At 73.4% G+C, this 24,201-nt stretch carries 20 protein-coding genes, 2 pseudogenes and 1 riboswitch; of the genes and pseudogenes, 11 read left to right on the top strand and 11 right to left on the bottom strand.

Features of this window, described 5'->3' with window-relative positions; genetic code table 11:
- Nucleotides 1-128 precede the first annotated feature (128 nt).
- The 3 genes from AB0M27_RS31660 (at nt 129) to AB0M27_RS31650 (ending at nt 4,859) form a co-directional block, all read left to right on the top strand.
- Complete coding sequence (locus tag AB0M27_RS31660; protein WP_365726753.1) at nt 129-2,348, top strand: NADP-dependent isocitrate dehydrogenase; 2,220 nt, start codon at nt 129-131, stop codon at nt 2,346-2,348.
- Between the two features lie 380 nt (nt 2,349-2,728).
- Complete coding sequence (locus tag AB0M27_RS31655) at nt 2,729-3,520, top strand: N-formylglutamate amidohydrolase (protein WP_365726750.1); 792 nt, start codon at nt 2,729-2,731, stop codon at nt 3,518-3,520.
- Between the two features lie 115 nt (nt 3,521-3,635).
- Nucleotides 3,636-4,859 carry a cytochrome P450 gene (locus tag AB0M27_RS31650; protein WP_365726748.1) on the top strand — a complete coding sequence of 408 codons (1,224 nt, stop codon included), beginning with the start codon at nt 3,636-3,638 and terminating at the stop codon, nt 4,857-4,859.
- A gap of 6 nt (nt 4,860-4,865) precedes the next feature.
- On the opposite strand, the gene AB0M27_RS31645 is transcribed toward AB0M27_RS31650, so the two are convergent.
- Genes AB0M27_RS31645 through AB0M27_RS31635 form a run of 3 tightly spaced genes read right to left on the bottom strand, consistent with a single transcriptional unit; the run spans nt 4,866 to nt 7,401 of the window.
- Entirely contained in the window at nt 4,866-5,345 is a 480-nt protein-coding gene (locus AB0M27_RS31645; RefSeq protein WP_365726744.1) for a hypothetical protein, read from the bottom strand.
- Nucleotides 5,342-5,980, bottom strand: coding sequence for a sigma-70 family RNA polymerase sigma factor (locus tag AB0M27_RS31640; RefSeq protein ID WP_351808120.1), 639 nt, complete (start codon nt 5,978-5,980; stop codon nt 5,342-5,344). Before AB0M27_RS31640 ends, AB0M27_RS31645 begins: the two co-directional genes overlap by 4 nt.
- Nucleotides 5,977-7,401 (bottom strand): S8/S53 family peptidase, encoded by a 1,425-nt coding sequence (locus AB0M27_RS31635; RefSeq protein ID WP_365726741.1) that lies wholly within the window; start codon nt 7,399-7,401, stop codon nt 5,977-5,979. The genes AB0M27_RS31640 and AB0M27_RS31635 overlap by 4 nt, the downstream gene beginning before the upstream one ends.
- A gap of 85 nt (nt 7,402-7,486) precedes the next feature.
- Here AB0M27_RS31635 and AB0M27_RS31630 point away from each other — a divergent pair, with 85 nt between their 5' ends.
- The gene (locus AB0M27_RS31630) at nt 7,487-10,090 is read left to right on the top strand and encodes a CHAT domain-containing protein (protein WP_365726738.1); all 2,604 of its coding nucleotides are present in this window, start codon (nt 7,487-7,489) and stop codon (nt 10,088-10,090) included.
- Nucleotides 10,091-10,097: 7 nt separating this feature from the next.
- Here the strand turns inward: AB0M27_RS31630 and AB0M27_RS31625 are convergent, their stop codons facing one another.
- Nucleotides 10,098-11,807, bottom strand: a complete 1,710-nt coding sequence (locus AB0M27_RS31625; RefSeq protein WP_365726736.1) for a LuxR C-terminal-related transcriptional regulator — start codon at nt 11,805-11,807, stop codon at nt 10,098-10,100.
- A gap of 94 nt (nt 11,808-11,901) precedes the next feature.
- Between AB0M27_RS31625 and AB0M27_RS31620 the strand changes: the two genes are divergently transcribed.
- Complete coding sequence (locus AB0M27_RS31620) at nt 11,902-12,045, top strand: hypothetical protein (RefSeq protein WP_365726814.1); 144 nt, start codon at nt 11,902-11,904, stop codon at nt 12,043-12,045.
- A gap of 172 nt (nt 12,046-12,217) precedes the next feature.
- Here AB0M27_RS31620 and AB0M27_RS31615 read toward each other — a convergent pair whose 3' ends face one another.
- The 6 genes and pseudogenes from AB0M27_RS31615 to AB0M27_RS31590 form a co-directional block, all read right to left on the bottom strand.
- Nucleotides 12,218-13,600 (bottom strand): NtaA/DmoA family FMN-dependent monooxygenase, encoded by a 1,383-nt coding sequence (locus tag AB0M27_RS31615; RefSeq protein ID WP_365726734.1) that lies wholly within the window; start codon nt 13,598-13,600, stop codon nt 12,218-12,220.
- Nucleotides 13,601-13,625: 25 nt separating this feature from the next.
- On the bottom strand, nt 13,626-14,837 hold the full coding sequence (locus tag AB0M27_RS31610; protein WP_365726732.1) for an LLM class flavin-dependent oxidoreductase: 1,212 nt from the start codon (nt 14,835-14,837) through the stop codon (nt 13,626-13,628).
- A 438-nt stretch (nt 14,838-15,275) separates the two neighbouring features.
- Nucleotides 15,276-15,649 (bottom strand): annotated as a pseudogene (locus AB0M27_RS31605) (GNAT family N-acetyltransferase); the annotation flags it as partial.
- A pseudogene (locus AB0M27_RS31600) lies at nt 15,649-15,843 on the bottom strand (amino acid ABC transporter permease); the annotation flags it as partial. The pseudogenes AB0M27_RS31605 and AB0M27_RS31600, both read right to left, overlap by 1 nt.
- A 367-nt stretch (nt 15,844-16,210) precedes the next feature.
- Nucleotides 16,211-16,322, bottom strand: a riboswitch (SAM riboswitch).
- 78 nt (nt 16,323-16,400) lie between these two features.
- A complete protein-coding gene (locus AB0M27_RS31595; RefSeq protein WP_365726730.1) occupies nt 16,401-17,288 on the bottom strand; it encodes a glutathione S-transferase C-terminal domain-containing protein in 888 nt (295 codons plus the stop codon).
- A gap of 65 nt (nt 17,289-17,353) precedes the next feature.
- Nucleotides 17,354-17,476: a putative leader peptide gene (locus AB0M27_RS31590; RefSeq protein WP_365726727.1), complete on the bottom strand. Its 123-nt coding sequence runs from the start codon at nt 17,474-17,476 to the stop codon at nt 17,354-17,356.
- 152 nt (nt 17,477-17,628) lie between these two features.
- Between AB0M27_RS31590 and AB0M27_RS31585 the strand changes: the two genes are divergently transcribed.
- From AB0M27_RS31585 to AB0M27_RS31560, 6 genes are all read left to right on the top strand, one after another.
- Nucleotides 17,629-18,798, top strand: a complete 1,170-nt coding sequence (locus AB0M27_RS31585; RefSeq protein WP_365726725.1) for an FAD-binding oxidoreductase — start codon at nt 17,629-17,631, stop codon at nt 18,796-18,798.
- Nucleotides 18,795-19,097, top strand: coding sequence for a (2Fe-2S)-binding protein (locus tag AB0M27_RS31580; RefSeq protein ID WP_365726723.1), 303 nt, complete (start codon nt 18,795-18,797; stop codon nt 19,095-19,097). The genes AB0M27_RS31585 and AB0M27_RS31580 overlap by 4 nt, the downstream gene beginning before the upstream one ends.
- Nucleotides 19,090-20,481 carry an NAD(P)/FAD-dependent oxidoreductase gene (locus AB0M27_RS31575; protein ID WP_365726721.1) on the top strand — a complete coding sequence of 464 codons (1,392 nt, stop codon included), beginning with the start codon at nt 19,090-19,092 and terminating at the stop codon, nt 20,479-20,481. The genes AB0M27_RS31580 and AB0M27_RS31575 overlap by 8 nt, the downstream gene beginning before the upstream one ends.
- Before the next feature lie 91 nt (nt 20,482-20,572).
- Nucleotides 20,573-21,469, top strand: a complete 897-nt coding sequence (locus tag AB0M27_RS31570; protein WP_365726719.1) for a dihydrodipicolinate synthase family protein — start codon at nt 20,573-20,575, stop codon at nt 21,467-21,469.
- 22 nt (nt 21,470-21,491) lie between these two features.
- Nucleotides 21,492-22,493, top strand: a complete 1,002-nt coding sequence (locus AB0M27_RS31565) for a proline racemase family protein (protein ID WP_365726717.1) — start codon at nt 21,492-21,494, stop codon at nt 22,491-22,493.
- A gap of 33 nt (nt 22,494-22,526) precedes the next feature.
- Nucleotides 22,527-23,216 (top strand): GntR family transcriptional regulator, encoded by a 690-nt coding sequence (locus AB0M27_RS31560; RefSeq protein WP_365726715.1) that lies wholly within the window; start codon nt 22,527-22,529, stop codon nt 23,214-23,216.
- Here AB0M27_RS31560 and AB0M27_RS31555 read toward each other — a convergent pair.
- Entirely contained in the window at nt 23,213-23,878 is a 666-nt protein-coding gene (locus tag AB0M27_RS31555; RefSeq protein WP_365726713.1) for a hypothetical protein, read from the bottom strand. The two genes, AB0M27_RS31560 and AB0M27_RS31555, sit on opposite strands and share 4 nt — an antisense overlap.
- Between the last annotated feature and the right edge of the window lie 323 nt (nt 23,879-24,201).

Below are 24,201 nucleotides of genomic sequence, written 5' to 3'. Positions count from 1 at the left end.
AGGCGGGTTGCGGTTGCGCCGACGCGGCACGTTTTCCGGCCGGGACGGCCGGGACCCCTGTCGAGCCGGCCCCCATCACGAGATATCTTGATGTCGAGCAATGTTGCAGACGTGGAGCGGAGCACCCGGTGACTGACTCGACCATCATCTACACCTACACAGACGAGGCCCCGGCCCTGGCGACGCATTCGTTCCTGCCGGTGATCCAGGCGTACGCCTCGCAGGCCGGTGTGCCCGTGACCACCCGGGACATCTCGCTGGCCGGACGCATCATCGCCCACTTCCCGGAGTACCTGAACGAGGACCAGCGCATCCCGGACGCGCTGGCCGAGCTGGGTGACCTGGCCAAGACGCCCGCCGCCAACATCGTCAAGCTGCCGAACATCTCGGCGTCCATCCCGCAGCTGCGCGCCGCCGTCGCCGAGCTGCAGGGCAAGGGCTACGCGCTGCCGGACTACCCGGACGACCCGAAGACCGACGAGGAGCGCGAGATCCGCGCCCGCTACGACAAGGTCAAGGGCTCCGCCGTCAACCCGGTGCTGCGTGAGGGCAACTCCGACCGCCGTGCCCCGGCCTCGGTGAAGAACTACGCCAAGACCCACCCGCACCGCATGGGCGCCTGGACTTCCGAGTCCAAGACCAATGTGGCGACCATGGGCGAGAACGACTTCCGCTCCACCGAGAAGTCCGTCGTCGTCGCCGAGGACGGCGCGCTGCGGATCGAGCTGGTCGGCGAGGACGGCACCACCACCGTGCTGCGCGAGTCCGTGCCGGTGCTGAAGGACGAGGTCGTCGACGCCTCCGTCATGCACGTCGCCGAGCTGGAGCAGTTCCTCGCCGCGCAGGTCGCCCGCGCCAAGCAGGAGGGCGTCCTGTTCTCCGTGCACCTGAAGGCCACGATGATGAAGGTCTCCGACCCGATCATCTTCGGTCACGTGGTGCGCGCCTTCTTCCCGAAGACGTTCGCGAAGTACGGCGAGACCCTGAAGGCGGCCGGCCTCACCCCGAACGACGGCCTCGGCGGCATCCTGAAGGGCCTGGACAACCTGCCCGAGGGCGCCGAGATCAAGGCCTCCTTCGAGGCCGAGATCGCCGAGGGCCCGGCCCTCGCCATGGTCGACTCCGACAAGGGCATCACCAACCTGCACGTGCCCTCCGACGTCATCGTGGACGCCTCCATGCCGGCGATGATCCGCACCTCCGGCCACATGTGGGGCCCGGACGGCCAGGAGGCCGACACCCTCGCGGTCATCCCGGACTCCTCCTACGCCGGTGTCTACCAGGCCGTCATCGAGGACTGCCGGGCCAACGGCGCCTACGACCCGTCCACCATGGGCTCGGTCCCGAACGTGGGCCTGATGGCGCAGAAGGCCGAGGAGTACGGCTCCCACGACAAGACCTTCGAGGTCCCGGCCGCGGGCACGGTCCGTGTGGTCGACCAGGCCGGCACCGTGCTCATCGAGCAGCCGGTCTCGGCCGGCGACATCTTCCGCGCCTGCCAGACCAAGGACGCGCCGATCCGCGACTGGGTCAAGCTGGCCGTCACGCGCGCCCGCGCCACCGGCGACCCGGCTGTGTTCTGGCTGGACGAGAACCGCGCCCACGACGCGCAGCTGATCGCCAAGGTCGAGCAGTACCTGCCGGAGCACGACACCGAGGGCCTGGACATCCGTGTCCTGTCCCCGGTCGAGGCCACCAGGCTGTCGGTGGAGCGCATCCGCCGCGGCGAGAACACCATCTCGGTGACCGGCAACGTGCTGCGTGACTACCTGACCGACCTCTTCCCCATCCTGGAGCTGGGCACCAGCGCCAAGATGCTCTCGGTCGTCCCGCTGATGGCGGGCGGCGGCCTGTTCGAGACGGGCGCCGGCGGCTCCGCGCCGAAGCACGTCCAGCAGCTGGTCAAGGAGAACTACCTGCGCTGGGACTCCCTCGGTGAGTTCTTCGCGCTCGTGCCCTCCTTCGAGCAGTACGCCGAGACCACCGGCAACGGCCGCGCCAAGGTCCTCGCCGACACCCTCGACCGCGCCACGGCGACCTTCCTCAACGAGGACAAGTCCCCGACCCGTCGCGTCGGCGGCATCGACAACCGCGGCAGCCACTTCTACCTGTCGCTGTACTGGGCGCAGGAGCTGGCCCGGCAGACCGACGACGCCGACCTGGCCAAGGCCTTCGCGCCGCTCGCCGAGACCCTCGCCGCGAACGAGCAGAAGATCGTGGACGAGCTTCTCGCCGTCCAGGGCAAGCCGGCCGACATCGGCGGCTACTACCAGGTCGACAAGGCCAAGGCGGACGCGGTCATGCGCCCGTCGGCCACCTGGAACGAGGCGCTGGCGTCCCTGAGCTAGTGCCTGCGGCGCCTGAGCCGCCCTCGTGAGTGGCCCTCCGCCCCGGCCGGCAGCAACACCGGCCGGGGCGGAGCCATGTGCCGGGAGGCGGGGGCAAGAAGGCGCCCCGGGCGGGGAGTTGCCGGGCACCGCTCACCAGTCGCGCGGCACGATCAGCTCCTGCCACGTCCGCGTCCTGGAAGCCGTGGGCCCGCGCGACGAACCAGAAGGCGCCGCCCATCTCTTCGCGGGCCGCTCGGCCTCCATGCGCTCGAACAGGGAGCGCAGGACCGCCCCGACCGGGGATCGCCGACGGCCAAGCTCCCGCCCTCCCTCGCGCCCTGCGCCGTGTGACACCTTGATCCCGCACCACGCCACCGACAACGCCCCCGGAGCCGCCCGTGACCCCGCCCGCCCCCTCGTACGAACTCCTCCCCGGTGACCCCACCTCCCCCGTGCTGCTGCACGTGCCGCACTCGGCTCGGGCCATCCCGGAGGACGTGCGCCGCGGGATCGTGCTGGACGACGCCGCGCTGGAGCGGGAGTCGGACCACATCACGGACGCGCACACGGCCGAGCTGGCCGAGCGGGCCGCGGGGCTGGCCGCCGGCACGCCATGGCGGTTCGTGAACCGGCTGTCCCGGCTGGTCGTGGATCCCGAGCGGTTCCCGGACGAGCGGGAGGAGATGGCGGCCGTCGGCATGGGCGCCGTGTACACCCGGACCACGCACCGGGCCGAGCTGCGGCCCACGGACACCGATCCCGAACCGCTGCTGGAACGGTACTTCCGGCCGTACGCGCGGGCCATGACCGAGGCGGTGGCGGACCGGCTGGCGGCCACCGGGCGAGCCGTGGTGATCGACGTGCACTCCTATCCGACCGCGCCGCTGCCCTACGAGCTGCACGGCACCGGGCCACGTCCCCCGGTGTGCCTGGGCACTGATTCTTTCCACACCCCGCCGGAGCTGACCGAGGCGGCACGCGAGGCGTTCGCGGTCTGCGGAGAGACGGGGCTGGACAGCCCGTTCGCCGGGACGTACGTACCCCTGGAGTTCTACGGCACCGACGCCCGGGTCAGCGCCCTGATGGTGGAAATACGGCGGGACACCTACATGGCGGAGCCGGGAGGGGCCGCCGGGCCCGGCTTCGACCTCCTGGCCACGGCGTTGGCCGCACTCGTCGACGCGGTCTGAGCACCGCGCCCCAAAAGGGCGCGGTGCTGTGTTCAACGTGCGTAAGGCGCCCCACCTCCTCCGCCTGGACTACCCCCGCAAGACAGCCGCCGCTCCCCGTACCAGGGTGGTTCGCATGACCGAGGAGACCACGCTCACCGGCCACGCCCCGCCGCCCGTACGGGACTGGCCCACACCCGACCTGGACGGAACGGACTTCGACCCGGGCCTCGCCGCCCTGATGCGGGAGGGTCCGCTGACCCGGATCCGGCTGCCGTTCGGCGAGGGCTGGGCGTGGCTTGCGACCCGCTACGACGACGTGAAGCTGATCACCAACGACCCGCGGTTCAGCCGCGCCGAGGTGACGAGTCGTCAGGTGACCCGGATGGCACCGAACTTCGCGCCCCGACCGGGCTCACTCGCCTGGGCCGACCAGCCCGACCACAACCGGCTGCGCAAGCCGGTCGCCGGCGCCTTCACGGTGAGCGCCATGAAGCGGCTGCGGCCCCGCGCGCAGGCCATCCTGGACGAGCTGATGGACGGTGTCGTACGGGACGGGCCGCCGGCCGATCTGATCGAGCGGGTGCTGGAGCCGTTCCCGATCACCGTCGTCAGCGAGGTGATGGGCGTGCCCGCCGCCGACCGGGCGCAGGTGCACGCCTGGACCCGGGAGATCATCTCCACCAACGGGGCCGAGGCGGCCGGCCGGGCCAAGGAGGGCCTGTACGGGTGGATCACCGCCACCGTCCGGGCCCGCGCCGACAGCCCCGGCGAGGACGTCTACTCGATGCTGGGCGGGGCCGTGGCGCGCGGGGAGATCAGCGAGGAGGAGGCCGTCGGGCTGGCCGGACCGCTGCAGATCGGCGGCGAGGCCGTCACCCACAACTGCGGGCAGATGCTGTACCTGATGCTGACCCGGCCCGAGTTGATGGAGCGGATGCGGGCGCGGCCCGAGGCGCGCGGTCCGGTGCTGGACGAGCTGCTGAGGTGGATCCCGCACCGCAGCTCGGTCGGGCTCGCCCGCATCGCGCTGGAGGACGTGGAGATCGCCGGTCGCCGGATCGCCGCGGGAGAGCCGGTCTACGTCTCCTACCTCGCCGCCAACCGGGACCCGGCCGTCTTCCCGGACCCGGACCGCATCGACCCCGACCGGGATCCGAACCCGCACGTGGCGTTCGGCAACGGCCCGCACTTCTGCACCGGCACGCTGCTGGCCCGGCTGCAGACCGAGCTGCTGGTGGACGCCCTGCTGGACCGGCTGCCCAGGCTGCGGCTCGCGGTGCCGGCCGAGGAGGTGCGGTGGCGGCGCAGGACAATGATCCGCGGGCCGCGGACGCTCCCCGTGACCTGGTCCGCCTGACCCGGTTCAGGCCCGCAGCCACTCCGTGACGATCACCTCCGCGCCGGTCCGCAGCCTGAGGGCGAACGGGCCGGCCGGCGGTGTGTCGCTGGTGAAGCGGCCGAGGGTGTCGACCGCGAGCGGGCGGGCGGTCTGCGGGCCGCCGAGCACTTCGATGCGCGCGGACCGCGGCGGCAGCACCTGACCGATCAGTCCGTCCTCGGTGACCTCGACGTCGACGGTGACCTCGCCCGCGCTGAACGTCAGCATCCGCGGGGCGTCCGGCACGCCCCTGACCGGCAGCGCGTCCACGAGCGAGTCGAAGGTCAGCTCGGCGATCCTCGCGTCCAGGTCGTGCAACGCGTAGGCGTCCAGGGCCAGTTGACGCAGGGCGTCCGGGACCGTGTCGAGGACCGCGGCCGCCTGGCGCAGCTCCTCCTCCAGCAGGTCGTCCGCCAACTCGTCGTCCGCCGAGCCCGCTTCCGGGAACTCATTGTCCTCGTTCACGCCGCACCCCGTGCGTCCATCCGGGCCCGCAGCCGGCGCAGACAGCGCTGGCGCAGCGGTCCGATGCTGCCGACCGCGATACCGAGCGCGGCCGAGATCTCACCGTAGCTGGGCGGCGGGGAGGCCACCAGCACGCGCAGCAGCTGCCGGCAGCGCTCCCCCAGTCCGTCCAGCTCCTGCCAGAGGCGGCGGACCCGCTCGGCCCGGTCCGCCTCGTCCTCCGAGTCGATCAGCGACTCCTCCGGGGTCCGGTCGTCGCTGGCCCGGTCCAGCACCCGTGGATCGTCCGTCAGGGTCAGCCGGGTCAGGCTCTTGAGCACCTTCAGGCACTCGTGGCGAGCCGTACTGGCCAGCCAGGACCCCGCCTTGTCGGGTTCGCGGATCCGGCCCAGGTGCTGGGCGAAGCGGAACCACACGGTCTGGTAGACCTCGTGCCCGTCGGCGTCGGAGAGCCGGTGTGCGCGCACGACCGACCACACCAGCGGGCTCATCCCTTCCACCAGCGCCTTCCAGGCCGCGGCGTCCCCGTCGACGGCGGACCGGACGAGCGCGCCGACCTCTGTTCGGTCCACGGCTCCACCCCTCATGTACGGCACGTCATCGTACGCCGTGGAGCGGAGCGTTCCGGACCTCATGCGGACACGGCCGGTACCACGACCGGCACCGGGCGCCAGGTAACCGGCCGGAGCGCCGGGACGTGCGCCCCGCGCACCTGCGCGGTGTCCGCGGTGGCCGCGAGCAGCCGGGCGAGCGCGGCGCGCGGGTCGCGCTCCCCCTGCGCCGACATCAGCGCGGCGACGAGACCGGCGGCGACCGGGGTGGCGAAGGAGGTGCCGCTCCACTGCGCGAGGCCGTCGAACATCACCTGGTCCGGCTTGGCCCCGGTGCTCTCCCGGCCCTCGCTCAACACACCGGTGTGGCGCGGGACCTGGCAGGTGCACGGGTAGTCGAAGCCGAACCGGCAGGCGTCGTAGGTGGAGTGCTGGTAGATGTACGGCACGGGTGTGTCGAAGCCGGTGAGGGCGCTGGTGAGGCGCTCGCCGGGGGCGTAGACCCGTACCCAGGGGCCGTGGTTGCTGAAGCAGGCCTCGCCGTCGCCGTCCGCGCGCAGCGCGCCGACCGACAGCACGCTGTCCGCGTACTCGGGCAGGGCGGCGTAGGCGGCGGGCCAGAACGGCGTGTCACTGGCGTTGTTGCCGGCGGCGGCCACCAGCAGCGTGCGCTGCTCGCGCAGTTCGCGCATGAACGCGTCCAGGCCGAGCAGGCCCTCGCCGCTCTCCGTGGGGGTGCCGGCGGAGAGGCTGATGATGTCCGGCCAGCCGCCCTGGTCGACCGCTTCGAAGAGCCGGGCGCCGAACTCGGACTCCAGGATCGCCCCGGCGTCGTTCAGGGTGCAGCGGACGGTCACCTCGGTGTTGGGCGCGACGGCCGCGAGGATCCCGGCGATGAAGGTGCCGTGGCCGACGTACTGGCGGAGCACGCCGTCGGCGTCGGTCTCGGCCGTCTGGGCGTCGCCCGTGGTGTGGGCGAGCAGCGGGTAGGAGCCGTGGTCGTGGACCAGGCCGGTGTCGATCACGAGGACGCCGACAGCGCTGTCCGTGTCGTAACCGGCGTCGGCGGCGGCCGGGTTGGCCGGCTGGGTGCGCGCGACCGGCACCGGCTCGTCGCCGGGGCAGGCGTTGACCGCGATGTGCACCACGTGGTTACGGCTCACGAGCCGGCGGCCCCGGCGGTCCTCGGCCTCCCCCAGGGCACGCAGCGCGTGCGGGACCGTGTCGTCGCCGGAACCCGGGTCGCCGACCCGGATGCGGGTGACGCCGGTGCGGTTGGTCTCCGGGCCGTCCCGCCGGACGTGGTCGGGGACCAGTCCCTCGGTCGCGGTGAAGTGTGCGCGCACGGCGTCCTCGACGACCCGGGCCTCCTCGCCGTCCCGGGCCAGGACGACGCCCTTCTCGTAGAGGAAGTGGGCGTCCTCGTCCGGTCCCATGGCCAGGGACACGTCCGGCATGGAGCGCTGGATGTGCTCGAACTGCTCGTGGAACCGCTGCGGTGCCATGTCCTGTCCTCCCCCTGTTGACGGTGTTCGACAGTGAGAGCCGCGGGGCCACCGTCTGATACAGGTGGCCACTACCATGCGAGACGTGACGGCGGGAAGCGAGTCGGTTCTCGAACTGCTGCCCCTGGTGTTCGCCGACCCGGGTGAGGCCCGGGCACGCGCGGAACAGGTGCTGGGGGCCGGTCCGCCGCCGCTGCACGCCAGCGTCGCCCACCAGGTGCTCGGCATCTGGCAGCGGGACTTCGGGGATCTGCGGATCGCGCTCAGGCATCTACGCCGGGCCCGGGACCTGGCCGCGCGCGCCGAGTCGGCCGATCGTGAGGCCGATGTGCTCGCGACGCTCGGGGTCGCACTGGTGCACGCGGGGCGCACGCGGCAGGGGCTCACCTCCTTCGAGCGCGGGGTCGCCCGGGGCAGCGGGCACACCCGGGCCCGGGTGCTGTACCGGCGGGCGTACGTGTGGTGGGTGCTGGGGCATCACCGGGAGGCGCTGGAGGACGTACGGCGGGCGCTGCCGGTGCTGCGGCAGCTCGGCGACGACATCTGGACCGCGCGGGCGCTGACGCTGCGGGCCACCGTTCATCTGGCGCTCGGCGCGGTGGACCGTGCGGTCGCGGACTTCACGGCTGCGGAGCGGCTCTGGGACACCACCGGCCAGGAGCACGACAAGGCCGACGGGGTGGAGAGCCGGGGTCTCGCCGCGTTCCGGTCCGGGGACATCCCGGCGGCCCTGCGTCTGCTGGACGAGGCCGAGGAGCGGTACGCGAAACTCGGCACGCCCACCTACATGCTGTCCCTCCGGCGCTGCGAGGTGCTGATGGCGGCCGGCCTCGCCCCGGAGGCGCTCGCCGAGGCCGACGCGACGATCGCGCTGCTGGACCGGATCGGCGGACAGTCCACCCGCAAGGCCGAGTTGCTGCTGGCCGCCGCGCGGGCCGCCCGCTCGGCCGGGGAAACGCACACCGCGGTGGCCCGCGCCGCCGTGGCCGTACGGCTGTTCGCGGCACAGCGGCGGATGTGGTGGGAGACCCATGCACGGCTCGTCCTGATCGAGGCGCGGGTCGCGGCCGGACGCCGCTCGGGGCGGCTGGTGGCGGACGCGGCGGCGGTCGCCGAGAAGCTGGCCTCCTTCGGCTCGCCCGCCGCGCCGGAGGCCTCATTGCTCGCGGGCCGGATCGCGCTCGCGCTGGGCTGGACCGCCGACGCCGAACGACACTTGGCGGTGGCCGCGCGCAGCCGGTACGGCGGCCCGCCGCCGGCCCGGGTCACGGGCTGGGCGGCACAGGCGCTCCGGGCGCGCGCGGCCGGGTCCCGGCGGGGTGCGCTGGAGGCCTGCCGGCGCGGCCTGGACGTGCTGGACGACCACCGGATGACGCTCGGCGCCTCGGAGCTGCGGGCCCACGCCACCGCGCAGGGCGCCGAACTGGCCGCGCTGGCCCAGGAGGTGAGCCTCGCCCACGGCTCACCGCGCCGGCTGCTGCAGTGGAGCGAGCGCTGGCGGGCCACCGTGCTGTCCGCGCCGCCCACCCGGCCGCCCGCCGACCCGGCGCTGCTGAGCGGTCTGACCGCCTACCGGGAGATCGCGGCCCGTGCCGAGGAGGCCCGGATGGAGGGCCGTCCGGTGCCCGCGCTGGAGCGTGAACAGCGGCGCCTGGAACGGGAGATCCGCTCCCGCACCCACCACATACGCGGCTCCGCCCCGCACGACGGCGACCGCTTCGACACGGCCCGGCTGCTGGACCGGCTCGGCGAGGCGCGCCTGGTCGAGCTCGCCGTGGTCGACGGGCGGGTGCACGTCCTGCTGTGCGGACAGGGCCGGGTACGGCGGTTCACCGGCGGCCCGCTGGCCGAGGCGGTGACCGAGGCCGAGTACGTCCAGGCCGGGCTGCGGCGCCTCGCCCACCCCGGCGCCGAGGCCCGGCTGCCGCTGGTGGAGGCCGCGGGCCTGCGCCTGCAGGAACTGCTGCTGGGCGCGGCGGCGGCCCAGCTCGGCTCAGGACCTGCGGTGATCGTGCCACCGGGGGCGCTGCACCGGGTGCCGTGGGCGCTGCTGCCCGCGCTGCGGCACCGGGTGCTCAGCGTGTCCCCGTCGGCGGGCAGCTGGCTGCGCGCCCGCGAGACCGAACCGCCGCCGGGGGGCCGGCATGTGCTGGTGCGCGGACCGGGCCTCGCGACCGGCGGCGCGGAAGTACCGGAACTGGCCGCCCGCTACGGCACGGCGACCGTCCTGGAGGGCGACGACGCCCAGGTCCCGCGGGTGCTGGAACACCTCGACGGCGCGGCCCTCGCACATCTCGCGGCCCACGGCACGTTCCGCGCCGACAGCCCGCTGTTCTCCGCCCTGCGCATGGCCGACGGCCCGCTCATCGTGCACGACTTCGAACGGCTCACCCGCAGCCCGTACCGGATCATCCTCTCCAGCTGCGACACCGCCCGCCTCGCCTCCGTCGGCGCCGACGAACTCCTGGGCCTCGTCACCGCGTTGCTGCCGCTCGGCACGGCCGGGGTGGTGGCGAGCAGCGCACCGGTCAACGACGCGGCCGTGGTCCCCCTGATGCTGGCCCTGCACAAGGGCCTGGGCGCGGGGCTGTCGTTGGCGGAGGCACTCCGGGATGCCCGCACCACCCTGCCCGGGGACCCGGTCCACCAGGCGACGGGCTGGGCGTTCGCCGCATTCGGGGCGGCGTGAAAAGGCCCTACGCGGATGCGCACAGCACCGGCAGCGCTCCCCGATCACCGGTGCCGAGACGGCTGTACGCGCTGTACAGATGGTTCCCCACGGTCCGGACGGACAGGGTCAACCGCTCGGCGATCTCCCGATTGCTGAGCCCCGCCGCCGCGAGCGTCACGATCTGCCGCTGCCGGGCGGTGAGTTCACCGAGAACCAGCCCGGCCAACGCGGGCGTCCGCGCACCCTGGCACCGGCGCGCGAGCGCGAGGGCACGGGTGCGGGAGACGCGCGCGGCCCGCGGATCCCGGTGCACCCGCACGGCCTGCGCACGAGCCTCGGCCGCGAAGAGCAGGAAGCCGTGCTCTTCCAGAGCCTCGGCGGCCCGGTCCAGACCGTCCCCGTCCTTCCGCGCCAGCGCATCGGCGTGCCGCGCGAACACACTGCCGGCGGGCAACCGCCGGGCGACCCGCTCGGGCTCACCGAGGCGCACGGCGTCGTACCGGGCGTAGAGGTCGTCGTCCCCGCTCTGGCCCCACTCCCCGTCGGCCGATCGAAGTTCCGCACGGCATCCCTGGTCTCCCGGTGCTCCCCGTAGCCCTTCCCGCGCCCAAGCGGCGGCGTCGCGGACCTCCCCCCGCAGCCGCGCGAACCGAGCGCGAACGGCGGCGTACCCGGCCGGGAGCACCGCACCCTCGGCCACCAGCCACTCCCCCACCGGGGTGGGCACCGACCGGACGTCGAACTGCTCGATCGCCCGTACCAGAACCCGCCGTTCGGCATCGAGGGCCGGTCCGTGGTCGCGCGGTGTGCCGGCCAGCCTGCGGGCACGCAGCCGGCCGGACGTGGCCCGCAGGGCCGCCCCGTGCAGAGGGTGGGCGAGGGTGACGGCGCCGACTCGGTCGTCGACCTGGATCAGACCGTACCGCTCCAGACGCTCCAGGACGGCCGGATCGAGGTCGTCCAGCGACAGCGGCAGCGGCTCGGCGAACGCAAGGCGCTCGAGGATGTCTCGTTCACCGGGGTGGGAGCGCCCGAGCACGGGCGCAAGTCGCTCCCTTACGGCCGCCGTGACCGGCAGCGCCCCCCGCCAGGCGCGCTCCTCGGTACCGGGAGCGGGAATCAGCCGCCCGGTCGTGCCGAGCGCGGCGACCACGTCGCGCAGCAGCCGCAGATCGCCCCGGCAGATCCGGTGCAGGCGGCGGACGGTGAGCGGTTCCAGCCCGGCGCCGGCGAGCAGGTGGGCGACGTCCTCGCAGGGCAGCGGTTCGAGGGCAAGCCGGGGCAGCAGTTCCCCGGTCCACAGCCGGGACACCGCGCAGGGCGCGGGCACGCCGTCCGCGGCGGCCACGACGAGCCGGGTGCGGCCGTGCACGGCGAGCTGGTGCACGAGGGCGGCGGAGGCCTCGTCCAGCAGATGTGCGTCGTCCACGACCAGGAGGCGTACGCCGGCCAGGATCCGCACCGCGCGGTGCAGCGAAACGGGCTCGGGCAGCAGGTGGGCGAAGGCCGCGAAGGGCAGGCCCTGGGCCTCGGGGGTGCCGGTGACCAGGGCGTACTCCGTGTCCCGGACCGCCTCCGCGATCAGCCGGGTCTTGCCGTGGCCGGCCGGTCCGGTCACCACGATGCCCTGCCGGCCGGCGGCCGACGAGGTGCGCACCAGCTCCAGTTCCCCGTCCCGGCCGGTGAACGGCCAGGGCAGCTCGAGCGTCTTGGCGTCCTGCTCGTAAATCCTCACATCATGCAGAGCGCGCGTACTCACGTTTGATACAGGGCGACTTGAGTAGCCCCCGACTCAGGCGCCCGGCTGCGCGGGCGGGCACGCTGGCCGCATGACCCGACGCCTCTGCTCGCTCCCGCGGCAGCCGGCCCCGCGCTTCGCACCGGGGCTGCTCGTCCAGGGGCGCCGCTATGTCGTGCGCGTCCGCCTCCGCTCCACGTCGGGTTCGGGAGAGACGGCGGTCATGTGCTGGTGACAGCACACGGACGACACCGACCACATGTCCGGCACCGGGGGAGCGGTCGCGGTCGTCACCTGCGGGGGAGGTGACGACCGCGACCGCGCATTGCGGACTCACGTGAAGATTCGCCTGAGGTCCTCGCACACGACCCGCGTCCGGGGACGTCGGTGGGCGACGCGGAGGAACTTCACGACGCGGCCCGCTCGGGCGCGGCGGTGGTGTCGGCGTCGGGGTGGGCGAGGCCGAGGTGGTCGCGCAGGGTCGTGCCCGTGTAGTCGGCGCGGAACACGCCCTGTTCTTGGAGCAGGGGTACGACCTTGTCGGCGAAGGGGTCGAGGCCGCCGGGGGTGATGTGCGGGACGAGGATGAAGCCGTCGGAGGCGTCCGCCTGCACGAAGTCGTTGATGGTCCGGGCGACCGTGGCCGGGGAGCCGACGAAGGTCTGCCGGTTGCCGGTGTTGATGACCAGGTCGCGGATGGACCACTTGTTGGCCTCGGCGAGCTCCCGCCACTCGCGGGCGATGGCGATCGGATCCCGGTACATCCGCACCTGGGCGCGGCCCCGGGAGATGTGCTCCTCGCTCACCACCGGGTCGACGTCGGGCAGCGGTCCCTCCGGGTCGTACGCCGACAGGTCCCGGTTCCAGACGAACTCCAGGTGCCTGAGCGCGGTCGCGCCGCTCACCTGCTGCCGGCGCACCTCGCGGGCGAGTTCGGCGGCCTCCTGGTCGGTGTCGCCGAGGACGAAGGTGGCGGCGGGCAGGATGAGGAGCTGGTCGGGGCGGCGGCCGTACTTGGCGAGGCGGGACTTGACGTCGGTGTAGAAGGCCTGGCCTTCCTTGAGGGTGGAGTACCGGCTGAAGATCGCGTCCGCGCTGGAGGCGGCGAACTCGCGGCCCTCGTCGGAGTCGCCCGCCTGGAAGATCACCGGGCGGCCCTGCGGGGAGCGCGGGACGTTGAACCGGCCGTGGATGTCGAAGTGCTGCCCCCGGTGCACGAAGGCGCCGGCCTTGGCGTCCCGGAGGAAGGTGCCGGTGACCTGGTCGGCGAGGATCTCGTCGCCGCGCCAGGAGTCGAAGAGTTCCTGCGCGGTGGCGAGGAACTCCTTGGCGCGGGAGTAGCGCTCCTCCTGCGGCAGGAAGCCGCCGCGGCGGAAGTTCTCGCCGGTGAAGGCGTCCCAGGAGGTGACCACGTTCCACGCGGAGCGGCCGCCGGAGAGGTGGTCCAGGCTGGCGAACTGGCGGGCCACCTCGTACGGCTCGTTGAAGGTGGAGTTGATGGTGCCGGTCAGGCCGAGCCGGTCGGTGACGGCGGCCAGTGCGGCCAGCACGGTGAAGGTGTCGGGGCGGCCGACGACGTCCAGGTCGTAGATCTCGCCACCCTGTTCGCGCAGCCTGAGCCCCTCGGCGAGGAACAGGAAGTCGAACTTGGCGCGTTCGGCGGTGCGCGCGAAGTGCGCGAACGAACTGAACTCGATGTGGCTGCCGGCGGCCGGGTCGCTCCACACGGTGGTGTTGTTGACGCCGGGGAAGTGGGCGGCCAGATGGATCTGCTTCAGCGGCTTGCTCATGGGTGCGGTCGTCCTCTCCGGCTGCTCAGGCGGTGGCTGCTGCTGCGTAGCGGTTGGCGGGGCGGGCGAGGCCGAGCAGGCCGCGCAGGGTGCCGGCCTCGTAGGCCTGCCGGAAGCGGCCCCGGCGCTGGAGTTCGGGCACCAGGTCGCGGCTGATGCGGGGCAGATCGTGCCCGGCGACGGCGGGCCGCAGCCGGAACCCGGTCAGCCCGCCTGTCGCCAGCTCCTCCAGCGTGTCGGCGAGTTGGCTGGCCGAGCCGGTGAAGATCCGGGCGTCGCTCGTGTACGGCTCACCCGCGAGCGCGTCCAGCCGCTCCCGCCTGGCCTGAGCCTCGGCCCCGCTGTCGTCGAGGAAGACGACGAGGTCGCCGAAGATGTGCAGGGTTTCCCGGGCGCGGCCCGCCGCCCGCTGCTCGGCGCGGATCTCGGCGACGATCGCCCGGGCCTGGTCCACGTCGTGCGGGGTGACATAGCCGATGTCGGCCTGGCGGGCGACGAGCCGGTACGCGAGGCTCCGGTGGGCGAGGGCCGTGACCAGGGGCTGGCCCTGGGGCGGGCGCGGCGTGATCGAGGGTCCCTTGACGCTGAAGTGGCGGCCCTCGAAGTCGATGTAGTGCAGCTTGTCCCGGTCGATGAAGCGGCCCGTCGCAGTGTCCCGGATCTCGGCGTCGTCCTCCCAGCTGTCCCAGAGCCGGCGCACCACTTCCACATGGTCGGCGGCCTCGTCGAACAGTTCGGTGACGATGTCCCGTGCGGCCGGGCTGTCGTAGGCCTCGATCCGGCCGATGGTACGGCGGCCGAAGTGGGCGGCCTCGTTCGGCCGGGCGCTGATCTGCACCCGCAGGCCCGCGCGGCCGGTGCTGACGTAGTCGAGAGTGGCGATCGCCTTGGAGATGTGGAACGGCTCGGTGTGCGTGGCCACCACGGTCGGCACCAGGCCTATGTGACGGGTGAGCGGGGCGACGCGGGAGGCGACGAGGACCGCGTCGAGCCGGCCGCGCACCTGGTCGGTGCGCTCGTCGGGGTCGAGGAAGTGCGCGGACTGCGGGCCGAGGCCGTCCTCGATGGTGACGAAGTCGATGAGGCCGCGTTCGGCCTCGGCGACCAGATCGGCCCAGTAGCCGGCGGTGAACAGGTCCCGGGGCCGGGCGACCGGCTCGCGCCAGGACGCGGGGTGCCAGCCGGTGCCGTCCAGGGCGACGGCAAGGTGCAGAAGAGAAGCGGGAGTTGAGGACACGTCGGTGCCTTCCTTGATGTCCGTACGAGAACACCGGCTCGCGAGGGCAGGCGTCGGCGAGGGCGAGCGCGGCAGGAGCAGACCCGGGCCTTGCTGCTGGGCCTGCCGGGGAGAAATGTCAGTGGCGACAGAGCGCGGCGGACACGCGCTGGAGATCTATGTGCGGCCGGGATATCAGACGGACGGAGCGGTACGGGCACGGGGCGCACAGCGGGAGCACGCGTGTCACGGCCGTCACCTCCGTCCGTCCGGCGCGCGGGCGGGCCGGATGGGCGACCGCCTCGCGGATCTCGTCAAGACGCACAACGCGCGACCACCTTCGGTTGTTCCCACATGGCCGGCCGCGGTTGTTCCCGCGCTGCGAACCGGCTCGCGCACTTCCGAGCTGCGGAACCGCTCGCCTGTGTCCCCGCCGCGAACCCGCTCGCTTGTGTCCGCGCTGCGGACCTGCACAACGCGCGAGCGGCGGCGCAGGGTGCACCCGATCGACTCGTACAGCCGGATCGCCGGTGTGTTGCCGGCGGCGGCATGCAGGAACGGGGTGTCCCCGCACTCCCGGATCCGGAACGCGACCGCACGCACCAGGCGGGTGGCCAGCCCCCGGCCGCGGTGACCGGGATCGGTGCGCTGATCTCGGTCCAGCCCGGCAGCCGTAGCCTCTCCCCCGCCATCGCGACGAGCCGCCCCTCGTGTCGGATGCCGAGGTAGCCGCCCATCTCGACGGTCCGCCGGAGGAACGGGCCGGGCCGCGTCCGGGCGACGAGGTCGAGGATCTCGGGGACGTCGTCGGGCCCGAGCCGTACCGCTTCCGGCGCGCCCACTGGTAGAACGGGTTCGTGGCCAGTCCGTGCAGGAACTGCGCGACGAGCACCAGGACGACGGCGGTGACGATCCACCGGCCCGGCCGGCGCAACGGCTGAACTCGCTGTGCTCGCAGGGACGTTGTCGGGGTGTCGGCTGTCGGCGCCTCGACGAGGGAGACGGCGGCGCCTGGGGGTTCACTCATGGTGGGCTCCGGCGGAGTCGGACACCCCGGCTCGCGGCGCGCGGGTGCGGGCACCACTTCGGCACTACGGCACGAGGCGGCGCACGGCAGCGCGCGGGAACCGGTGGCCGGGCGGGCGACGGCACACCACGGCGGCGATGTGCGTCAGGAACGCGAGGGCTGAGAAGGGGGGCCGGAAAGGGGCGTCAGCCCTGGCAGCGGGCAGAGCCCGGTGCGGTACACAGTGCGCTGTTGACGCGGAGCAGATCGACGGCGCGGTCGGCGACGAGGAGCCCGCCGTACGACGATACGCAGCCCTGGGGACGCCTCGCGGCCGTCCTGGAAGCTGCGTACATGACGTCACCTGTCACTGTTCCGGCCCCGCGGGCCCTCGCGCTTACCGAAAACGTCATTCCGGTCCGGTCGTCACCTGGGGCACCCCACCGCGATGCGAGGGTTGCCGGTCAGCGAGCCAGGGCTTGGCGCTGACGCTCATGACCGTTCTGAGCCGTAAGTAAGGCAGTTGCCCGTTCGAATGTCAACGGCCGTCCGCGTGGTGGACGCCGCCCGACCACTGCTCACCTGCGAGAAGCGCCCTCGGCATCCGCGGCGTGGCCCGCCCAGTCCAGGATCTGGACGGCAGCCCCGGCGGCCTCCAGGCCCTGGCAACGGCCGTGGTGGCGGCGGGAGATGCCGTCGAGGTCGAGCGGGCGGCCGAAGGCGGGGTGGGCGGCCAGGCGGCCGGCGTAGGCCCACAGGGCGCGGTGGCCGGCGATGCGGTGGACGGCGGAGGCGTCGAGGTGACAGCGGTGGACGGTGTCCAACTGCACCAGGGCGACCCACAGTTCGACGTCGGCCGCGGTGAGCCGATTGTCGACCAGGTACTCCTCTACGGTCAGCCGGTTCTCCAGCCGGCCCAGGGTGTCCAGGAGCACGTCCAGGGCGGCGGCCCGCTCGGCGGGGTCGGTGCCGGCCTGCCCGGCGCGCTGTGCGGCCTCCTCGATGCCCTCGGCACACATCCGCTCGACGGCCTCGATCACCGACTCCAGACCGCACGGATACAGGGCGGCGCGGCCCTCGTGCGGGAAGCGGTCGAGGTCGCGCAGGATGTCGCGGGCGTGCGTGCTGACGATACGTCCGGACCAGTCGTCGCCGAGCACGGGCGCGAGGGCCGGGCCGGTGTAGCGGTGGGCGCTCGCCTCGTACAGCGGGCGCAGCGCGGAGTGGCCGCCGCCGGGACAGTCCGGCACGGCGGGCAGGACCGTGACCGGACAACCGCCGTCCAGGCCGAGGAGGTTGTGGCCGACGGCGAGGCGCAGCCCGTCGGGGCAGGCGGTCGACAGATGGAGCCGGTAGCGGTGCGGCACGGCGTAGTGACCGCTGCGCGCGTCCCGGCCGATCCGCCCCCGGAAGACGGGGGCGGATCGGTGGGCGGACGGGAGGGTGGCGAGCGGAGTGGTGGACATGCGTCTCCCCGGGTCGTGGGCGTGCGGAAGTGCGGCGTCGGCCGAGGGGCGCGCGGCGCCCCGGCTCAGCGGTGGACGCTGATCGCGCTGCAGACACGCAGCAGGTCGATGTGCCGGCGGGAGGTGAGCAGGGGCGCGCACAACGGCGTACGGCCCGCGAGGCCGGTGACCGTGTCGAGGCGCGTCATGATTCCCTACCCGTTCACTAGGATTCCCACTCCGGAGTGTCGATCCGGCTTCCGGGGACGTCAAGGGGGCGTCCACGCCTGGGACATGTGTGTGGCCGGCCGAGAGTGCCGGAGGTCTCCTCAGATTGGGCGCCATGTGACATAGTACTGCCGTGGCAAAGGGACTGACCTGCGATGTCGTGGTGGTCGGAGCCGGCATGGTCGGCGCGGCCTGCGCCCTGTATGCCGCACGGGCCGGGCTCGACGTGCGGGTGGTGGACCGGGGCCCGGTGGCCGGCGGCACCACCGGCGCGGGCGAGGGCAATCTGCTCGTCTCCGACAAGGAACCGGGCCCCGAGCTCGAACTCGCCCTGCTGTCCTCCCGGTTGTGGGCACAGCTGGGTGACGAGCTGGGAGCCGCTGTCGAGTACGAGCCCAAGGGCGGCCTCGTGGTCGCCTCCACCCCCGAGGCCCTCACCGCGCTGCACGCGTTCACGGACGGCCAGCGGTCCGCGGGAGTCGTGGCCGACCCGGTGACCGCAGAGCAACTCCCCTTCCTCGAACCGCACTTGGCTCCAGGCCTGGCGGGCGGGGTGCACTATCCGCAGGACGCCCAGGTCATGCCCGCCCTGGCCGCCGCCCATCTGCTCCGCGCCTCCGGCGCCCGACTGCACACGGGGCGGACGGTGACCGGGGTGCTGCGCACGGCCGGGGGCACGGTGGCCGGCGTCCGCACCGACCGGGGCGACCTGCACGCACCGGCGGTGGTGAACGCGGCCGGCACCTGGGGCGGCGACCTCGCGGCGCTCGCCGGCGTCCGGCTGCCGGTGCTCCCGCGGCGCGGCTTCGTCCTGGTCACCGAGCCACTGCCGCGGATGGTGCGGCACAAGGTGTACGCCGCGGACTATGTGGCCGACGTCGCGAGCGACTCGGCCGCCCTGCGCACCTCGCCGGTGGTGGAGGGCACGGCCGCCGGTCCGGTGCTGATCGGCGCGAGCCGGGAGCGGGTCGGCTTCGACCGCTCGCTGTCGCTTTCGGCCGTACGGGCGCTCGCGGCCGGGGCGATCGGGCTGTTCCCCTTCCTGGAGTGCGTGCGCGCGCTGCGGACGTACGCGGGCTTCCGGCCGTATCTGCCCGACCACCTCCCGGCGATCGGCCCCGACCCCCGCGCGCCGGGGCTGTACCACGCCTGCGGACACGAGGGCGCCGGCATCGGACTCGCCGCCGGCACCGGGCAGTTGATCGCGCAGACGCTCACCGGGAAGACCGCCGAACTGGATCTCACGCCGTTCCGGCCGGAGCGGTTCGAGGGATACGACACCGACGGAGGCGACACAGCGTGAATCCCCTGGAGTTGACCCGGGCCCGCCCCGGCGAGGCCTTCACCGTCACCTTCGACGGGCGGCCCCTCGCGGCCCTGCCCGGGCAGACGGTCGCGGCGGCGCTGTGGGCGGTGGCAGTGACCTCCTGGCGCAGCACCCGCGGGGCCGGCCGGCCGCGCGGGGTGTTCTGCGGGATCGGGGTGTGCTTCGACTGCCTGGTGACCGTCAACGGCCGGGCGAACCAACGGGCTTGCCTGGTGCCGGTGCGGCCGGGCGATGCGATCCGCACACAGGAGGGGACGGGACGGGACGATGACTGAGCGAGCGCATCTCGCCGTCGTCGGGGCGGGCCCGGCGGGGCTCGCCGGGGCACTGGCGGCGACCGCCCGGGGCGTACGGGTCACCCTCGTCGACGCGGCCGAACAGGCGGGCGGCCAGTTCTACCGGCAGCCCGCCCGGGCCCTCGGCGCCCGCCACCCCGAGGCCCTGCACCACCAGTGGCGCACCTGGGAGCGACTGCGGGACGGCATCGATCGGCACGTCGATGCCGGACACATCACACACCTGACCAATCATCATGTCTGGTGCGTGCAGCGGGAGTCGGACCGCTTCACGGTGCACGCCCTGCGCGGCCCCGCGCAGGAGGAGGGGGTCACCGTACGGGCCGACGCCGTCCTGCTCGCCACCGGCGGGTACGAGCGCGTGCTGCCCTTCCCCGGCTGGACGCTTCCCGGCGTCGTCACGGCGGGCGGCGCGCAGGCCATGCTCAAGGGCGGCCTGGTGCTGCCCGGCCGCACGGTCGTGGTCGCCGGCACCGGACCGCTGCTGCTCCCGGTGGCCACGGGGCTCGCCGCGGCCGGGGCACGGGTGGCCGCGCTGGTCGAGTCCGCCGGCCCCGGCGCCGTACTGCGCCGCACTCCGGCCCTGGCATCGGCGGAGCCCGGCAAGCTCGCCGAAGGCGCCTGGTACGCGGCGCAGTTGCTGCGGCACAGGGTGCGCACGCTGCCCCGGCACACGGTGCTGGAGGCACACGGCACCGACGGGCTGGAGGCGGTCACCGTCGCCGCGTTGGACAGGGACGGCCGGATCAGGTCCGGCAGCGCGCGCCGCATCCCCTGTGACACCCTCGCCGTCGGACACGGCATGCTGCCGCACACCGACCTCGCCGAGACCCTCGGCTGCACCCTGACCGGCACGGACGTACGGGTTGACGACGAGCAGCGCACCGACGTGCCCGGGGTCTGGGCCGCCGGGGAGACCACCGGGATCGGCGGCGCGGCCCTCGCGCTCGCCGAGGGCCGCATCGCGGGCCGCTCGATCGCCGCCCGTCTGCGCGGCACCGCCCCCGACCCGCGCTCCTGGGCGGCGGCCGCCCGGGCCAGGACCCGGCAGCGGGCCTTCTTCGCGGCCCTGGAGACGGTGTACGCGCCGCCCCCGGACTGGGCGGACCGGATCACGGACGACACGGTGGTGTGCCGGTGCGAGGAGGTCACCGCCGGTCAGGTCCGTACGGCCGCCGGCGCGCTCGGCGCGGGTGATCTGCGCACCGCGAAACTGCTCACCCGGGCCGGGATGGGCTGGTGCCAGGGCCGGATGTGCGCGCCCGCGGTGGCCGGCCTGACCGGATGCCCGTTCACCCCGGGCCGTCGCCCCTTCGCCCGGCCGGTACCGCTCGGCGTCCTGGCCGCACTGCCGGAGGACTGAATCACCCGGACCGAATCACCCGGACCGAGACCTGTCGACAAGTCACCGCACTCAGTAATATGTCACACCTCATTGGATGGGGGACCTCCGCATGACCCAGTCACCGAACCGCCCCTGGCGTGGCGTGTTCGTCGCCACCGCCCTGCCGCTGCGCGACGACCTCTCGATCGACTACGACCGCTATGCCGAGCACTGCGCCTGGCTGGTCGGACACGGCTGCGACGGCGTCGTGCCGAACGGCTCGCTCGGCGAGTACCAGACGCTCACCCCCGAGGAGCGCGCGCGGGTGATGGAGACGGCCGTGGCGGCGATCGGCGGCGAACGGGTGATGCCGGGTGTCGCCGCGTACGGCTCGGCCGAGGCCCGGCACTGGGCCGAGCAGGCGCGTGAGGCCGGCTGTGCGTCGGTGATGCTGCTGCCGCCCAACGCCTACCGCGCCGACGAGCGTTCCGTCCTCGCCCACTACGCCGAGGTCGCGCGCGCGGGCCTGCCGGTGGTGGCGTACAACAACCCCATCGACACCAAGGTCGACCTGGTGCCCGAACTCCTCGCCCGGCTGCACGGCGAGGGTCACATCCACGGCGTCAAGGAGTTCTCCGGTGACGTCCGCCGCGCCTACCGCATCGCCGAACTCGCTCCGGAACTCGACCTGTTGATCGGCGCCGACGACGTGCTGCTGGAGCTGGCCGTGGCGGGCGCCAAGGGCTGGGTGGCCGGCTACCCGAACGCGCTCCCCGCGGCCTCGGTGCAGCTGTACCGCGCCGCCGTGGCCGGGGACCTCACCACCGCGCTCCCCCTGTACCGGCAGCTCCACCCGCTGCTGCGCTGGGACTCGCGGGTGGAGTTCGTGCAGGCGATCAAACTGTCCATGGACGTCGTCGGCCGGTACGGCGGCCCGGTGCGCCCGCCGCGCGTCCCACTGCTCCCCGAGCAGGAGGCCCAGGTCCGGGCCGCCACCGAGAAGGCCGTCGCCGCGGGTCTCGCATAAGCGCGCACAAGGGAGTCGGATCATGCGCAGCACACTCGTCCTGCACGCCGTCGACTCGCACACCGAGGGCATGCCGACCCGGGTGATCACCGGCGGGATCGGCACCGTACCGGGTGCGACGATGAACGAGCGGCGGCTGTACTTCCGTGAACACCGCGACCACATCAAGCGGTTGCTGATGAACGAGCCGCGGGGCCACTCCGCGATGAGCGGCGCGATCCTGCAGCCGCCGACCCGGCCCGACTGCGACTGGGGCGTCATCTACATCGAGGTCTCCGGCTATCTGCCGATGTGCGGGCACGGCACCATCGGCGTGGCGACCGTGCTGGTCGAGACCGGCATGGTGGAGGTGGTGGAGCCGGTGACCACCATCCGGCTCGACACCCCGGCGGGGCTGGTGGTCGCCGAGGTGGCGGTGGAGAACGGGGCCGCGCGGAACGTGACTCTGAAGAACGTGCCGTCGTTCGCAGTCGCCCTGGACCGCAAGATCACCCTGCCCGGCGGGCGCACGGTCACCTACGACCTCGCCTACGGCGGCAACTTCTACGCGATCCTCCCGCTCGACGCCTTCGGGCTGCCCTTCGACCGCGCCCGCAAGGACGACATCCTCGCGGCCGGTCTGACGCTGATGGCGGCGATCAACTCCGAGGCGGAACCGGTTCATCCCGAGGATCCCTCCATCCATGGCTGCCACCACGTCCACCTCTACGCACCCGGCGCCACGGCACGCCACTCGCGCCACGCGATGGTCATCCACCCCGGCTGGTTCGACCGCTCCCCCTGCGGCACGGGCACGAGCGCGCGCATGGCGCAACTGCACGCGCGCGGCGAACTGCCGTTGCACACCGAGTTCGTGAACGAGTCCTTCATCGGCACCCGCTTCACCGGACGCCTGCTGGGCGCGACGGAGGTCGGGGGCCGCCCGGCGGTCATGCCCAGCTTCACCGGCCGCGCCTGGATCACCGGCACCGCCCAGTACCTCCTGGACCCCACCGACCCCTTCCCGGAGGGCTTCGTCCTCTAGACCGTCCTCTAGACTCACCCGGTGATGCGTGACATGGCACAGAACACGCGCGGCACGGAGATGCCCGCCCTCCCCCGGCTCGGCGGCCGGCGCAGCAGCTACCGCGAGCGGGTCGCCGACGCGCTGCGCGCCGCGCTGATCGCCGGCGAGCTGCGGCCGGGCGAGGTCTACTCCGCGCCCTCGCTCGCCGCCCGCTTCGGCGTCTCGGCGACGCCGGTGCGGGAGGCGATGCTGGACCTGGCCAAGGAGGGACTGGTCGACACCGTGCCGAACAAGGGCTTCCGGGTCACCGTCGTCTCCGACAAGCAGCTCGACGAATACACGCACATCCGCGCCCTGATCGAGATACCGACCGTCGTCGCACTGGCCCGCACCGCCGACCGCGTCTCGCTGGAGGCCCTGCGTCCGGCGGCCCGTGAGATCGTCACGGCGGCGGTGGCGGGCGACCTGATCGCCTATGTCGAGGCCGACACCCGCTTCCACCTCGGCCTGCTCGCCCTGGCCGGCAACGCCCACCTGGTCGAGGTGGTCGCCGACCTGCGCAAACGCTCCCGCCTCTACGGTCTGACGGCACTGGTGGAAGCCGGCCGGCTGCTCGCCTCGGCCGAGGAGCACCTGGAACTCCTCGACGCCCTGCTGGAACGGGACGAGAAGGCCGTCCACGCGATCATGACCCGGCATCTGGGGCATGTGCGCAGCCTGTGGGCCGGCGGCGGGGCCTAGCGCCGCAGCGAACCGGCCAGGTCGACCGTCCGGCGCATCTGGTCGGTGGTGAGCCGCCGTACGTCCCAGATCAGCTCGCCGAGCCCCGCGGCCGCCGCCGTCGCCGGCGCCTCACACGCCAGGGCGCCGGTCAGCGCGGCCAGGTCCGGGGCCGCGACACCCAGCACGGCGGCGAAGTCGGCCAGCAGATCGGCGGTCACGTCCTTGCCGCCCCGGGCCAGCACGCCATAGGTGGCCGCCGACCAGTACCGGCCGGTGAGCAGTGCGAACGTCTTCGCCACACTCCCGAGTCCCAGGTTCCGGTTGTGCACGAGCCGCATCAGCAGCGCACCGGGACCGGTCGCCCCGGCGTACGGCACAGTGACGGACGCGGGAGTCGGGGGCTTCTCCTGCGGCAGGGACGCGACGAACCCGCGCAGGGCCCGGATGCCGTCCGGCGACAGCTTCATGGCCTGCCGCACGAGGTCCGGCACCAGGCGGCCGGCCCGGGGGTCCACGGTCGCGCATGCGTCCGGGACCTCCTCACCCGCGAGTGTGAAGACCTCCGCCGCGTGGAGGCCGAGTGCCGGGCCGAGTCGCCGGAGCAGCGTGTACGAGGCCGGGCCGCCGTTCACCACGCCGCGCACCCACTCCTCGGGCACACCGGCCTGCCGGGACAGCAAGCCGACGTCCGTCCGCCGGTGCTCCACCCGGCGCCGCAGCAGCGCGCCGAAGCCGTGCTCGCCGCCGTACTCGCGCCAGCGCCTCCCATGCGGCCCGGGCCCCGATGTAGACGGAGATCGGGTGCTCGTACCAGCCGGACGCCGTGGGCAGGTCGCGGATCAGGGCCGGCACCTCCGGCTCGAACCGCAGCAGGGCCAGTGTCTTCCAGCCGTGCGGGATGCCGTCGAAAGGCTCACCAGTTGGATTAGCGAAGCGTAGTGAACCTGTGGCAGAGTGCTACGCGCACGCCCGGCGCCCAGGCGACGTCGGGCACCCTCCTCGG

Source organism: Streptomyces sp. NPDC052107, from assembly GCF_040680215.1.
In the GTDB taxonomy this organism is placed as follows: domain Bacteria; phylum Actinomycetota; class Actinomycetes; order Streptomycetales; family Streptomycetaceae; genus Streptomyces.
Note: the sequence above shows the minus strand (reverse complement) of the source record. Positions and strands in the feature narration are given on the sequence as shown.

What these genes read in the sequence shown, in the direction of transcription:
- AB0M27_RS31650 (WP_365726748.1), top strand. Translation starts at nt 3,636, where the DNA reads ATGACCGAGGAGACCACGCTCACCGGCCACGCCCCGCCGCCCGTACGG.
- AB0M27_RS31635 (WP_365726741.1), bottom strand. Translation starts at nt 7,401, where the DNA reads ATGGCACCGCAGCGGTTCCACGAGCAGTTCGAGCACATCCAGCGCTCC.
- AB0M27_RS31615 (WP_365726734.1), bottom strand. Translation starts at nt 13,600, where the DNA reads ATGAGCAAGCCGCTGAAGCAGATCCATCTGGCCGCCCACTTCCCCGGC.
- AB0M27_RS31575 (WP_365726721.1), top strand. Translation starts at nt 19,090, where the DNA reads ATGACTGAGCGAGCGCATCTCGCCGTCGTCGGGGCGGGCCCGGCGGGG.
- AB0M27_RS31560 (WP_365726715.1), top strand. Translation starts at nt 22,527, where the DNA reads ATGGCACAGAACACGCGCGGCACGGAGATGCCCGCCCTCCCCCGGCTC.
- AB0M27_RS31570 (WP_365726719.1), top strand. Translation starts at nt 20,573, where the DNA reads ATGACCCAGTCACCGAACCGCCCCTGGCGTGGCGTGTTCGTCGCCACC.
- AB0M27_RS31565 (WP_365726717.1), top strand. Translation starts at nt 21,492, where the DNA reads ATGCGCAGCACACTCGTCCTGCACGCCGTCGACTCGCACACCGAGGGC.
- AB0M27_RS31590 (WP_365726727.1), bottom strand. Translation starts at nt 17,476, where the DNA reads ATGACGCGCCTCGACACGGTCACCGGCCTCGCGGGCCGTACGCCGTTG.
- AB0M27_RS31620 (WP_365726814.1), top strand. Translation starts at nt 11,902, where the DNA reads ATGACCCGACGCCTCTGCTCGCTCCCGCGGCAGCCGGCCCCGCGCTTC.
- AB0M27_RS31640 (WP_351808120.1), bottom strand. Translation starts at nt 5,980, where the DNA reads ATGAGGTCCGGAACGCTCCGCTCCACGGCGTACGATGACGTGCCGTAC.
- AB0M27_RS31595 (WP_365726730.1), bottom strand. Translation starts at nt 17,288, where the DNA reads ATGTCCACCACTCCGCTCGCCACCCTCCCGTCCGCCCACCGATCCGCC.